Raw genomic sequence first — 13,373 nt, 5'->3', positions numbered from 1 at the left:
GGCGATTCGCCCCGTGGTCGCAACGGACCGCAAGTTCATGTGGGGCAGAATAACACTGCCCCCGGTTATTCGTGTGACTTAGTCGGTTGTTTCTGCCGCTGGTGCCGTTTCCGCCGCGGGCGGGGTAACCGCATCGCCCTCGGGCACAACGGCCTCGGCTGCCGGAGCCGCAGGTGCGGTGGCACCGGTCGCGGGCGCATCGGGTGCGGGCGGGGTCAGCGGGTCACCGCCGGTCGAGGGCGGAGGTGTATAGGCCGGCAGGCTCGGCAGGCTGGAATCGGTGTCCTGCTGCTGCTCGGGCACGCCAAGCTGATCCATGATCGAGCTGTTCGCGGTCTGCCGGGCTGCAATGATCGTCAGCGCAATCGAGGTGCAGAAAATCGCAATGCCGAAGAACCAGGTCAGGCGCGTCAGCGCGTTCGCGGCCTGGCGTCCGGACATGACGCCGCCACCGCTGCCGCCGCCCACGCCAAGGCCGCCGCCTTCGGAACGTTGCAGCAGAACAGCCCCGGTCAGCAGCACCGCCAGGATCAGATGTATGGTCAGCACGACGTTTTCCACGGAATTCGGCCTTTCATTTGCGGACGGGCCTATCTAGTCACCGATACGGATGATGGCAAGCAGAGTGTCCCCCATGCCGGCACTAATGATTCAGGGAACGGGCTCGAATGTTGGCAAATCGCTGCTGGTTGCAGGTTTGTGCCGGGTCGCGCGACGTCGCGGCATCTCGGTCGCGCCTTTCAAGCCGCAGAATATGTCCAATAATGCCGCTGTCACCGCCGATGGCGGCGAAATCGGCCGCGCCCAGGCCCTGCAGGCGCGCGCCTGTGGGCTGCAGCCCCATACCGACATGAATCCGGTCCTGTTGAAGCCGGAAACCGATACCGGCGCGCAGGTGGTGGTGCAGGGGCGTGCCGTCGCAAGGGCGCAGGCGCGCGACTACGGCGATCTGAAACCGAAATTGCTGCAGGCCGTTCTGGACAGCTATGGCCGCCTTTCTGCAGCTCATGAGCTGATCGTGATCGAAGGGGCGGGCAGCCCGGCCGAAGTGAACCTGCGTCCGCGCGACATTGCCAATATGGGCTTTGCCCGCGCCGCGCAGGTGCCGGTCGTGCTGGCCGGAGATATCGATCGTGGCGGTGTCATCGCCCAGATCGTCGGCACGCAAAGCGTGATCGATCCGCAGGATGCGGCGCTGATTCGCGGCTTTCTGATCAACAAGTTCCGTGGCGATCCGAGCCTGTTCGATGATGGTTATGGATTCATCCGGCAGCGCACCGGCTGGACGGGCTTTGGCGTGGTTCCATGGTTCGCGGGCGCCCATCGCCTGCCCGCCGAGGATGCGGTGGACCTGCGCACATCGGGCGGGGGCGGGAAGCATGTCGTCTGTCTGACCCTGTCGCGCATTGCGAATTTCGATGATCTCGACCCGCTGGCGGCCGAGCCCGGCATTCGCCTGACCATGCTGGGGCCGGGACGTCCCATTCCCGGGGATGCCGATCTGGTGGTGATTCCGGGCACGAAATCGACGATCGGCGATCTGGAGTTCCTGCGACGGCAAGGTTGGGACATCGATCTGGCGGCGCATCATCGCCGCGGCGGGCATGTGCTGGGAATCTGTGGCGGATATCAGATGCTGGGCCAACTGATCCGCGATCCGCATGGCACCGATGGCCCTGCGGGGCAGGTGGCCGGACTGGGATTGCTGCAGGTCGAGACCGACATGGCGGCCGACAAGCGGCTGGAGCGCATTCAGGGGCAGGCGTTGGATTGCCCGATATCGGGCTATGAAATCCATATGGGGCGCAGTCAGGGGCCGGATTGCGCACGCCCCTTTGCCCATATTCCCCAGCCTGACGGCGCGATCAGTGCAGATGGGCGGGTCGTGGGCACCTATCTGCACGGGCTGTTTGCCGATGATGCCTTCCGCGCTGCCTATCTGCAAAGGTTGGGTGTGACATCGCAGCCGGGATATGAGGCAGGCGTGGATCAGGCGCTGGACGATCTGGCCGATCATCTCGAGCGATATCTGGATATCGACGCATTGCTGGCTGTGGCGGGCCAGAAACAATCGTGACCCTGCTTTCTCTGGACGAGAGGGGCCTGTCGCGCTAACTCAGCCGGATGGAACATAGCAAGCCGCCCCTGACCCTCTACCTTGCTGCACCGCGTGGTTTCTGCGCCGGTGTGGATCGTGCCATCAAGATCGTCGAACTGGCGCTGCAGAAATGGGGGGCTCCGGTCTATGTCCGTCACGAGATCGTCCACAACAAATATGTGGTCGATACGCTGCGCGAAAAAGGCGCGGTCTTCGTCGAGGAACTGGATGAATGCCCCGATGACCGCCCGGTGATCTTTTCGGCCCATGGCGTGCCCAAGGCGGTTCCGGCCGAGGCCCGCCGTCGCGAGATGGTCTTTGTCGATGCGACATGCCCGCTGGTCTCGAAGGTTCACGTCGAGGCCGAGCGCCACCATGCCAACGGGTTGCAGATGGTGATGATCGGACATGAGGGTCATCCCGAAGTTCTGGGCACCATGGGCCAACTGCCCGAAGGCGAGGTGATCCTGGTCGAAACCGCCGAGGATGTCGCCCATATCGCGCCGCGCGATCCCGAACGGCTGGCCTTCATCACCCAGACGACACTCTCGGTCGATGACACGGCGGGAATCGTCGCGGCGCTGCAGGCCCGCTTTCCGGCGATCATCGGTCCGGCCAAGGAAGATATCTGCTATGCCACGACAAACCGGCAGGCGGCGGTCAAGGCGGTTGCACCGCTGATCGATGCGCTGCTGGTGATCGGTGCGCCCAATTCCAGCAACTCGAAGCGTCTGGTCGAAGTCGGCCGCGCCGAGGGATGCAACTATTCGCAACTGGTGATGCGGGCCGAGCATATCGATTGGCGTGCCATCGAGGGCGCGCGTGCCGTTGGCGTTACCGCCGGGGCCAGCGCGCCGGAAATTCTGGTCGATGAGGTGATCGAGGCTTTCCGCGCCCGCTATGATCTGACGGTCGAGATCGTCGAGACGGCGCAGGAGAATGTCGAATTCAAGGTGCCTCGGGTTCTGCGCGAACCGGCCTGAGGGCAGGGGCTCCGGTCGCCGGGACAGCCCCGCAGTGAAATTGGATGACAGGCAGCAAATGACCAAGATTTTTGCGTGGACCGACGGCGCATGCAGCGGCAATCCCGGCCCCGGCGGCTGGGGTGTGCTGATGCGCGCGATCAAGGATGACGAGATCCTGAAAGAGCGCGAACTGCAGGGCGGCGAGGCCGAGACCACCAACAACCGGATGGAGCTGATGGCGGCGATCTCGGCGCTGGAGACCCTGAAGCGTCCCAGCCAGATCGTGATCACCACCGACAGCGCCTATGTGAAGAATGGCGTGACCCAGTGGATCCACGGCTGGAAGCGCAATGGCTGGCGCACGGCATCGAAAAAGCCGGTGAAGAATGTCGAGCTGTGGCAGCGTCTGGACGAGGCGCAACGCACCCATGATGTCGAATGGCGCTGGATCAAGGGTCATGCCGGGCACGAAGAGAATGAAAGGGCCGACGAACTGGCGCGTGCGGGCATGGCGCCGTTCAAATGACGCCCGAGGCTTTTGTCGCCGGACTGGACTATGGCTCGGTGCTGATCTTTGCCCTGACCGGCGCTTTGGTGGCCAGCCGCGCCCAGCTTGATCCGGTCGGTTTCATCTTCATGGCCACATTGACCGCCGTGGGCGGGGGGACGCTGCGCGATCTGTTGCTGGGGCGTGACACGGTTTTCTGGGTTTCCAAACCCTCGTATGTGCTGGTCGCTGCCGGTGCGGCCCTGCTGGTCTTCTGGACCGCGCATCTGTTCGAAAGCCGTTACCGCGTCATCATCTGGCTGGACAGCGTGGCTCTGGCCGTGGCGGTGGCCGCCGGTGTCGGGGTTGCCTCTGAAAGTGGTTTCGGACCGGTCGTGGTGATCATCATGGGCTTCGTGACCGGAACCTTTGGCGGTCTGATGCGCGACGTGGTCGGAAATGAGGTGCCGCTGATCCTGAAGCAGGGCGAACTTTACCTGACGGCTGCATTCTGTGGGGCAATGGCCGCGGTTCTGCTGGGCTGGCTGGGGTTCGAGCGCAGTCAGGCGCTGATCGCCTGTGCCGTGGTCGTCTGGATCCTGCGCGCGGGCAGCCTTGTCTGGGGTTGGCGCCTGCCCACATATAAACCGCGCCCGCCCCGGATGCGCGGCTAACGCAGCACGGGCGGCCCGCTGACCGGATTGCGCAGATCCTCGACCCCCATGCGCAGCCCGCGCCCGATGCGATGGGCCAGCGCCGACCAGCCGGCAGCGGCTTCGGCAGGCAGGCTGCGGCGCAGGGTCTCGTCGAACAATGCCAGCCAGATGGCGAAATGCTCGGCCCGGACATCGCCCGCTGCCATATGCACCTGCATCGGATTGCCGTCATAGCCGGGCTGGTGAAGGATCGCCTTCTTCCAGAACCGCGCGATCTTGTCTTCGTGCTGCGGCCAGTCGGTGACATGGGCGGCAAAGACCGGTCCCAGAACCTCATGACGACGCACGGCACCGTAAAATACGGCCACGACTCGGTCGATCTGTTCGGCGGTTATGGCGAAACGCGGTGGCAACATGGGGACAATCTGGTGCTGTCTCCTGGCCAAGGCAAGGCGTTCACGGGAAAAGGCTGAAACTTTCGCGGGCTGCGCTTGCAGCGCTGCCATCGCCTTTCTATAGAGGTCAGCATGGAATTTCCGGCGTTTGGACATCGAATTAGCAGCCCGGTGGCGTAAGGTCTTACGCCGCCGGGTTACATCTGTCCGAATGCATGACGAAGGATTACCCCGATGAGCGCCGCAAGCACGTCCGACGCCCCTGACTACCGCGACACCGTTTTTCTGCCCCAGACCGATTTCCCGATGCGCGCGGGTCTGCCCCAGCGCGAGCCGGAATGGCTGGACCGCTGGGAGCGGATCGGCATCTATGACCGGCTGCGCGAGCGTGCCGAAGGCCGCCGTCCGTTCATCCTGCATGATGGTCCTCCCTATGCGAACGGGCATCTGCATATCGGCCACGCGCTGAACAAGACGATCAAGGACATCATCGTGCGCAGCCACCAGATGATGGGCTGTGATGCGCGCTATGTGCCGGGCTGGGACTGTCACGGCCTGCCGATCGAATGGAAGATCGAGGAAAAATACCGCAAGGCCGGCAAGGACAAGGATGCCGTCGATGTGGTCGAATTCCGTCAGGAGTGCCGCCGCTTTGCCGATGACTGGGTCTCTATCCAGCGCGACGAGTTCAAGCGTCTGGGCGTCACCGGAAAATGGGATGATCCCTATCTGACCATGGATTTTCATGCCGAGTCGGTGATTGCGGCTGAATTCATGAAGCTGTTGATGAATGGCACCCTGTATCAGGGCTCCAAGCCCGTCATGTGGTCGCCGGTCGAAAAGACCGCGCTGGCCGAGGCCGAGGTCGAATATCACGATCACACCAGCCACACGATCTGGGTGCGTTTCCGGGTCGTGCAGGCAGCGGACGAGGTCTTTACCAAGACGCCGACCGATGTGGTGATCTGGACCACCACGCCCTGGACGATTCCGCAGAACCGTGCCGTCGCATTCGGGCCCGAGATCACCTATGGCCTGTATGAGATCATCGGCCGACCCGAGGATGCCAAGGCCGACATCGGGGACCGCCTGATTCTTGCCGACGCTCTGGCCGAGTCGGTTCTGGCCCAGGCCAAGCTGTCGGGCGAGGATTGCGTGCGCCGCCTGTGTGATGTGTCGCATGAGGATCTGGCGGCGATGGTAATGGCCCACCCGCTGCGCGGCGTCGAAGGTGCGCAGGGTGAATGGGATTACGATGTTCCAATGCTGCCGGGCGATCACGTCACCGATGATGCCGGTACCGGTTTCGTGCATACCGCGCCCAGCCACGGTGATGACGACTATCAGCTTGGTCTGAAATTCAAGCTGCCCATGACCTATAACGTCGAACCTGACGGCAGTTATCGCGCCGATCTGCCGCTGTTCGGGGGCGAAACCATCGTGGCCCCGGATGGCAAGGACGGCCCGGCCAATGTCAGCGTCATCAAGCAGCTGGCATGGGCGGGCAAGTTGCTGGCCAAGGGCAAGATCAAGCACAGCTATCCCCATAGCTGGCGCTCCAAGGCACCGCTGATCTATCGCAATACTCCGCAATGGTTCGCCGCCATCGACGAGAAGCTGGAAGACGGCATGGGCGAATATGGCGACACCATTCGTTCTCGCGCGCTGACCAGCATCGACAAACTGGTCAAATGGTGGCCCCAGACCGGGCGCAACCGCATTCACGCAATGGTCGAAAGCCGTCCTGACTGGGTGCTGTCGCGCCAGCGGGCATGGGGCGTGCCTCTGACCTGCTTCGTGCGCAAGGGGGCAAGACCGACCGATCCCGACTTCCTGCTGCGTGATTCGCGCGTCAATGATCGCATCATCGAAGCCTTCGAGGCCGAGGGTGCCGATGTCTGGTATCACGATGGCTTCAAGGCCCGCGTGCTGGACGGCATCGTTGATCCCGATGCCTATGAACAGGTCATGGATGTGCTGGATGTCTGGTTCGACAGTGGCTCGACCCATGCGTTTGTCTTGCGCGACCGCAAGGATGGGGCCAGCGACGGCATCGCGGATGTCTATCTGGAAGGCACCGACCAGCATCGCGGCTGGTTCCAGTCCTCCTTGTTGCAAGCCAGTGCGACCAAGGGGCGTGCGCCCTATCGCAACGTCGTGACCCATGGTTTCACGCTGGATGAAAAGGGCATGAAAATGTCCAAGTCGCTGGGCAATACCGTCGTGCCCGCCGAAATCATCAAGCAATATGGCGCGGATATCCTGCGGCTCTGGGTGGCGCAGGCCGATTACACCGCCGATCAGCGCATCGGCAAGGAAATCCTCAAAGGTACGGCGGACAGCTATCGCCGGTTGCGCAATACGCTGCGCTTCATGCTGGGGGCCCTGGCCGGTTTCGATGAGGCTGAACGGCTGGATCCGGCACAGATGCCCGAACTGGAGCAATGGGTTCTGCACCGTCTGGCGCAACTGGATCACACGGTGCGCAGCGGATACGAGCAGTTCGATTTCCAGGGCGTCTTCCAGGTCCTGTTCCAGTTCTGCACGGTCGATCTGTCGGCCTTCTATTTCGACATTCGCAAGGACACGCTGTATTGCGATGCGCCCGACAGCGAACGTCGCCGTGCGGCGCGCACGGTTCTGGATATCGTTTATCACCGACTGGTGACATGGCTGGCGCCGATCCTGCCCTTCACGATGGAGGACGTCTGGCTGTCGCGCCATCCGTCCGAGGATGACAGCGTGCATCTGCATGACTTCCCGCTGACCCCTGCGGATTGGCTGAATGAGCCTCTGGCCACGAAGTGGGATCATGTCCGTCGCGCCCGCCGCGTGGTGACCGCCGCGCTGGAGGTCAAGCGGAGCGACAAGACCATCGGTGCCAGCCTCGAGGCCGCGCCGGTCGTTCATGTCGAGGATGGCGATATGCTCGAGGCGCTGAAATCGGTGAACTTCGCCGATATCTGCATTGTCTCGGATCTGTCGCTGAGCGGCGATCCGATCCCGAACGAGGCCTTCCGCATGACCGAGGCTCCCGGTCTGGGCGTGGTCTTCGAACTGGCCGAAGGCCAGAAGTGCCAGCGCTGCTGGAAAATCCTTCCCGATGTGGGAACACATGACCATCCGGGCGTCTGTGCCCGCTGTGACGAGGTTCTGAGCCATGGTTGAAGAGCTGCGCTATCAACCGGCGGGTGACCGCTACGACCGTATGAGCTATCGCCGCTGTGGCCGGTCGGGGCTGAAACTGCCCGCGATCAGCCTGGGGCTGTGGCATAATTTCGGGCATGACACCCCCCATCAGACCAAGCGCGAGATCTGCCGGACGGCCTTTGATCTGGGCATCACCCATTTCGATCTGGCCAATAACTATGGGCCGCCTCCGGGCAGCGCCGAAGAGGCCTTTGGCGAGATATTGCGCAATGATTTCGCAGGCTATCGCGACCAGCTTCTGATCAGCAGCAAGGCCGGATACGACATGTGGGTGGGGCCCTATGGCGAATGGGGCAGCCGCAAATACCTGATTGCAAGCTGTGACCAGTCGCTCAGGCGGATGGGCGTCGATTACGTCGATATCTTCTATTCGCATCGTTTCGACCCGGACACACCGCTGGAAGAAACCATGGGTGCGCTGGATCACATCGTGCGGTCGGGGCGGGCGCTTTACGCCGGGATCAGCAGCTATAACAGCGAACGCACCGCCGAGGCCGTGGCGATCCTCAAGGATCTGGGCACCCCCTGCGTGATCCATCAGCCCAGCTACAACATGCTGAACCGCTGGATCGAGAATGACGGCCTGCTGGATACGCTGGACGATCTGGGCGTGGGCAGCATCGTCTTCACGCCCCTGGCGCAGGGCATGCTGACCGGAAAATATCTGAACGGCGTGCCGCAGGACAGTCGCGCGGCGCAGGGGAAATCGCTGTCACCCGACTGGCTGAGCGACGACATGATCGCGCGGCTGAACGGGCTGAACGATCTTGCCGCCGAACGCGGGCAGACGCTGGCACAAATGGCTGTGGCATGGACGCTGCGCGGCGGACGCGTGACCAGTGCCCTGATCGGGGCATCGCGCCCTTCGCAGGTCGAGGATTGCGTCGGCGCGCTGAACAACACTGAATTCACGCAGGCCGAACTGGACCGGATCGACGAATTGTCGGCTTCGGGCGATGTGAACCTTTGGGCGCGGTCTTCGGAAAGCGCGGGCGAGGGCTGATCGTCAGACCAGCCACCAGCCCTTCTTGCGCAACTGGTTCCGAATGGGCTGTTCGCGCGCAGGCAGGGCATCACGATCGAACATGGGGCGCACCTTGCTGCGCCCTTTGCCTTGATAGATCAGCTTGCGGGCGGGTTCCCATTCACGCAGGCATTTCTTGATCTTGTTGGGCGCGACCGCCTGTTCAAGGACATCCAGCACCTCATCGGGTTGCGTGGCGTAAAGCAGCGGCAACTTGCGATAGTGGCAGGTCGTTGCCCCATCCAGACCGGCCAGTGCTTCATCGGGGCGACCGCCACCGAGGGAATGGATGACCAGCGGCAGGACCACCTGATCCAGCCAGGGGTCCAGACTCTGGCAGGCCAGTTCATCGCCGGGTTCGGCGCGCACAGCCAGCGCCCATTCCAGAAACCTGCGCCCGAATTCGGCCGGATCGGCGCCGAAGAACCAGCCGGCGTTGAAATACAGATAGCGTTCCCAATGCTCATCCGGCTGCGAGAGGTCCAGAGAACTGTCGAAATCCAGTCCGAAGCGATCATAGAGCGACTTCCAGATGGCCCCATACCCGGGGCCATAGAGCGGCGGCACCGGCCATGTTCCTTCGCGCCGCATCGAGGCCGAAGGCCGGTCGAAATCAAATTCAAGCCTGTCCAGTGACCCGGTGATCAATGTGTCGCTGTCCAGAAACAGGAAGGGCTCCTCTTCGGGCAGGACGGACAGCGCCTCGATCTTGTTGCCATAGGGATAGGCGGCTCCAAAATGCTGCGCGGTGAAGGGGCGTATCTCGGCATCCAGATGCTGCAGCGCCCCGCGCACCGGCTCGGAAATCAGTGTTTCATGCCCCAGCCATGCGCCTTCGGGCCGGGGCTCGGCGACGATCAGCTTGCCCTTCCAGCCCGGTGAGGAATGCCGCAGGCTGGCAGCGAGAATCAGCGCCTCGTATTCCAGACGTCCGGCCTGCGCCACGATCAGCAGATTGGGTTGTGTCGCGATATCGCGGACAGGGCGGATGTTCAGAGGCTTTGCGGGCATTTTGTCTGTTCCATTGATTTGCGCGGACAATAGGTTGCAATCATGTCAGGGGAAAGTCACTGCATCCCTGTCGTCGCTGTTTTCCTATGGCTCCTGCTGCGCCAGGCTGGACGAGATCCACTGCCGGAAGGCGCGCAGCGGCCCGAAGTCATCCTTGGCCTGAGGCCAGACCAGCCAATAGGCTCCGGGTCCGGGGACCGCCTCGCGCAACACCGGGTGCAGACGGCCCTGTGCGATCTCGATCCGGGCCAGATAATCGGGCAGCAGTGCAACGCCGATGCCGGAAATCGCGGCCTGGATCATCATGGAAAACTGATCCATCAGCATGGCGTTGGACACCGGCGGGGGCGGGGCGGACTGTCCCTTGAACCAGGCGTTCCATGCCGTCGGGCGGGTCTCCAGCTGCAACAGCAGGCAATCATGCAGATCCTCGGCGTGGTGGATCGGGTGGCGTTGCAGAAAATCCGCAGAAACACAGGCTGTCATCTTTTCGTCGAACAGCTTCATGTGGCTGGCTTCGGGCCAGTCGTCCTGCCCAAAGCACATCATCGCGTCAAACGGCTCGGTGTCGAAATTGAACCGCGTGAAACGGGTCGAAAGATTGATCGAGATGCCGGGATTGGCCGACATGAAGTCGGGCAGGCGCGGTGCCAACCACCGGGTGCCGAATGTCGGCAGGACCGCCAGCGACAGCGCGCCGCCATCGGGATTGGCAATGACCGACATGCTGGCCCGCTGCACGATATCCAGCGCATTCGAGATTTCACGGAAATAGCGTTGGGCAGCCTCGGTCGGGATCAGCCGCTTGCGGTGGCGGGTGAACAGAACCTGACCCAATTGGGCCTCCAGCGTCTGGATCAGGCGGCTGACCGTGCTTTGGGTCAGTGACAGGTCATGGGCGGCTGCCGTGACCGACCCGTTGCGCATCACCGCATCGAAAGCCAGCAGCAGGCTGAGATTGGGCAGAAAGCGTCTTTGGCGCATGATCATTCATTCCATGCATGAACTGATGTGCATTATGCGTTTTGTGCGACGGTTGCAAAAGGTTAAGACTGGGCGGCAGAAAGCTTTGGGTCCGTTTAGGAGGAAATTGATGTCCACGAAATCGCACAAGGGCGCCGCCTTCACCTGGGACGACCCGTTCCTGCTGAGCGACCAGCTGACCGAAGAAGAGCGCATGATCCGCGACAGCGCGGCGGCCTTTGCGGCTGAAAGCCTCGCGCCGCGGGTGCAGGACGCCTATATGGATGAACACACCGACCCCGAGATCTTCCGTGAAATGGGCGCTGCGGGCATGCTGGGCGTGACCGTGGCCGAGGAATATGGTGGCGTCGGGGCCTCTTATGTGTCCTATGGCCTTGTTGCGCGCGAAATCGAGCGGATCGACAGCGGCTATCGCAGCATGGCCTCGGTCCAGTCCTCGCTGGTGATGTTCCCGATCGAAGCCTATGGCAGCGAAGAGCAGAAGCAGAAATATCTGCCCAGGCTGGCCTCGGGCGAGTTCATCGGCTGCTTTGGCCTGACCGAGCCCGATGCCGGATCCGATCCCGGCGGCATGAAGACCCGCGCCAGGAAGACCGAGGGCGGCTATGTGCTGAACGGTTCGAAGATGTGGATTTCGAATGCACCCATCGCGGATGTCTTCGTGGTCTGGGCCAAGTCCGAAGCCCATGGCGGCAAGGTGCGCGGCTTCGTGCTGGAAAAGGGCATGAAGGGTCTGTCCGCGCCCAAGATCGGCGGCAAGCTGTCGCTGCGTGCCTCGATCACCGGCGAGATCGTGATGGAGGATGTCGAGGTCGGCGAAGACGCGCTGTTGCCCAATATCGAAGGCATGGGCGGGCCCTTCGGCTGTCTGAACCGCGCGCGCTATGGCATCAGCTGGGGCGTGATGGGGGCGGCCGAGGACTGTTGGTTCCGCGCCCGGCAATACGGTCTGGACCGCCATCAGTTCAACAAGCCGCTGGCCGCCACACAGTTGTTCCAGAAAAAGCTGGCCGACATGCAGACCGAGATCGCGCTTGGCCTGCAGGCCTCTCTGCGTGTGGGGCGGCTGTTTGACGAAGGCCGTTTCGCGCCCGAGATGATTTCCATCGTCAAGCGGAACAATTGCGGCAAGGCGCTGGATATCGCCCGCATGGCCCGCGACATGCACGGCGGCAATGGCATTCAGGTCGAATATCATGTCATGCGCCACGCCCAGAACCTCGAGACGGTGAACACCTACGAGGGCACGCATGATGTTCACGCGCTGATCCTTGGTCGCGCTCAGACGGGGTTGCAGGCTTTTGGCTGAGGCTCCGCTGAAAGGACTGAAGGTCGTCGAACTGGCGCGCATTCTGGCCGGTCCCTGGATCGGTCAGACATTGGCCGATCTGGGCGCCGAGGTCATCAAGATCGAGGCTCCCGAAGGTGACGACACCCGCCGCTGGGGGCCACCTTTCATCGAACGCCCCTGCGCAGATGGCAGTACCGAAACCGTGGCCGCCTATTTCCACGCGGCCAATCGCGGCAAACGCTCGGTCACCTGCGATTTCAGGGACAAGGCCGATCTGGATCGGCTGATCGGGCTGATCGATCAGGCCGATGTGGTGATCGAGAATTTCAAGCTGGGCGGGTTGAAGCGATACGGGCTGGACTATGACAGCCTGTCTGCGCGCAATCCCGGCCTGGTCTATGCCTCGATCACCGGCTTTGGTCAGGATGGCCCGCGTGCGGCGCAGCCGGGCTATGATTTCCTGATTCAGGGCATGACGGGAATCATGGATCTGACCGGCGATCCCGAGGGCGAGCCCCAGAAGGTCGGCGTGGCCTGGATCGACATCTTCACCGGACTGTATGGCGTTGTCGCCGTGCAGGCAGCGTTGGCCGAAAGGGCGCGATCGGGCATGGGGCAGCATCTCGACCTGTCGCTGATGGATTGTGGCGTTGCCGTGCTGGCCAATCAGGCAACCAACTACCTGCTGGGCGGCAAGGTGCCCCATCGGCTGGGCAATGCACATCCCAATATCGTGCCCTATCAGCTGTTCCCGGCCAGCGACGGTCAAATGATCATCGCCTGTGGCAATGACCGTCAGTTCGCGATGCTCTGCGCGGCGCTGGGGCTGGATGACCTTGCAAGCGATGCCGACTATGCGACCAACCCCGCGCGTGTCGCCAATCGCGAACGGCTGATCCCGATTCTGGCCGATGCCACCCGGCGCAGCAGTCGCGCCGAACTGATCGCCGCGCTGGAAAAGGCCGGGGTTCCGGCGGGGCCGGTGAATGACGTGGCCGAGGCGTTGGCCGACCCCCAGGTTGCGGCACGCGGTATGCGGATCGCGCCCGAAGGCATTGCCGGGCTGCGAACCCCGATCCGCTTTTCGCGCAGCCCGCTGACGGTGGAACGCGCCGCCCCCGCATTGGGTGGCGGAAGCTGGAGTTTCGAGGCCGACTGAACGTCTTGCAGGCAGTTCCGGACCGGGGCTGCGGTTCGGAACCGCGCCCCTTGCCAGCGCAGGCGCCTTGCGCCAACCTGCATTCCATGCAGC

12 protein-coding genes are annotated in these 13,373 nt (G+C 62.8%); 8 read left to right on the top strand and 4 right to left on the bottom strand.

The window, feature by feature from the left end; translation table 11 throughout:
* Nucleotides 1-78: 78 nt before the first annotated feature.
* Complete coding sequence (gene secG, locus JHW44_RS11610; protein ID WP_089342743.1) at nt 79-561, bottom strand: preprotein translocase subunit SecG; 483 nt, start codon at nt 559-561, stop codon at nt 79-81.
* Between the two features lie 73 nt (nt 562-634).
* Between secG and JHW44_RS11605 the strand changes: the two genes are divergently transcribed.
* Genes JHW44_RS11605 through JHW44_RS11590 form a run of 4 tightly spaced genes read left to right on the top strand, consistent with a single transcriptional unit; the run spans nt 635 to nt 4,224 of the window.
* Nucleotides 635-2,077: a cobyric acid synthase gene (locus tag JHW44_RS11605; protein WP_089342744.1), complete on the top strand. Its 1,443-nt coding sequence runs from the start codon at nt 635-637 to the stop codon at nt 2,075-2,077.
* Between the two features lie 47 nt (nt 2,078-2,124).
* On the top strand, nt 2,125-3,081 hold the full coding sequence (ispH, locus tag JHW44_RS11600; protein WP_089342745.1) for a 4-hydroxy-3-methylbut-2-enyl diphosphate reductase: 957 nt from the start codon (nt 2,125-2,127) through the stop codon (nt 3,079-3,081).
* A gap of 58 nt (nt 3,082-3,139) precedes the next feature.
* Nucleotides 3,140-3,589, top strand: a complete 450-nt coding sequence (gene rnhA / locus JHW44_RS11595) for a ribonuclease HI (RefSeq protein ID WP_089342746.1) — start codon at nt 3,140-3,142, stop codon at nt 3,587-3,589.
* Nucleotides 3,586-4,224 carry a trimeric intracellular cation channel family protein gene (locus JHW44_RS11590; RefSeq protein ID WP_089342747.1) on the top strand — a complete coding sequence of 213 codons (639 nt, stop codon included), beginning with the start codon at nt 3,586-3,588 and terminating at the stop codon, nt 4,222-4,224. The genes rnhA and JHW44_RS11590 overlap by 4 nt, the downstream gene beginning before the upstream one ends.
* Here JHW44_RS11590 and JHW44_RS11585 read toward each other — a convergent pair.
* Nucleotides 4,221-4,622 carry a group III truncated hemoglobin gene (locus JHW44_RS11585; RefSeq protein WP_089342748.1) on the bottom strand — a complete coding sequence of 134 codons (402 nt, stop codon included), beginning with the start codon at nt 4,620-4,622 and terminating at the stop codon, nt 4,221-4,223. The genes JHW44_RS11590 and JHW44_RS11585 overlap by 4 nt on opposite strands.
* 213 nt (nt 4,623-4,835) lie before the next feature.
* On the opposite strand from JHW44_RS11585, the gene ileS reads away from it, so the two are divergent.
* Nucleotides 4,836-7,769, top strand: a complete 2,934-nt coding sequence (gene ileS / locus JHW44_RS11580; RefSeq protein WP_089342749.1) for an isoleucine--tRNA ligase — start codon at nt 4,836-4,838, stop codon at nt 7,767-7,769.
* Nucleotides 7,762-8,814, top strand: a complete 1,053-nt coding sequence (gene mgrA / locus JHW44_RS11575; protein ID WP_179217607.1) for an L-glyceraldehyde 3-phosphate reductase — start codon at nt 7,762-7,764, stop codon at nt 8,812-8,814. Before ileS ends, mgrA begins: the two co-directional genes overlap by 8 nt.
* Nucleotides 8,815-8,817: 3 nt before the next feature.
* Here the strand turns inward: mgrA and JHW44_RS11570 are convergent, their stop codons facing one another.
* Entirely contained in the window at nt 8,818-9,846 is a 1,029-nt protein-coding gene (locus tag JHW44_RS11570) for a hypothetical protein (RefSeq protein WP_179217608.1), read from the bottom strand.
* A gap of 84 nt (nt 9,847-9,930) precedes the next feature.
* Nucleotides 9,931-10,830 (bottom strand): LysR family transcriptional regulator, encoded by a 900-nt coding sequence (locus JHW44_RS11565; RefSeq protein ID WP_089342877.1) that lies wholly within the window; start codon nt 10,828-10,830, stop codon nt 9,931-9,933.
* A gap of 109 nt (nt 10,831-10,939) precedes the next feature.
* Between JHW44_RS11565 and JHW44_RS11560 the strand changes: the two genes are divergently transcribed.
* Both JHW44_RS11560 and JHW44_RS11555 read left to right on the top strand, forming a co-directional pair.
* Complete coding sequence (locus tag JHW44_RS11560) at nt 10,940-12,139, top strand: acyl-CoA dehydrogenase (RefSeq protein ID WP_089342750.1); 1,200 nt, start codon at nt 10,940-10,942, stop codon at nt 12,137-12,139.
* Complete coding sequence (locus JHW44_RS11555; RefSeq protein ID WP_089342751.1) at nt 12,132-13,280, top strand: CaiB/BaiF CoA transferase family protein; 1,149 nt, start codon at nt 12,132-12,134, stop codon at nt 13,278-13,280. Before JHW44_RS11560 ends, JHW44_RS11555 begins: the two co-directional genes overlap by 8 nt.
* The last annotated feature ends 93 nt before the right edge of the window (nt 13,281-13,373 follow it).

The organism is Paracoccus seriniphilus, assembly GCF_028553745.1.
In the GTDB taxonomy this organism is placed as follows: Bacteria; Pseudomonadota; Alphaproteobacteria; order Rhodobacterales; family Rhodobacteraceae; genus Paracoccus; species Paracoccus seriniphilus.
The sequence above is the reverse complement of the archived record's forward strand: the minus strand, read 5'-3'. Positions and strand labels throughout refer to the sequence as shown.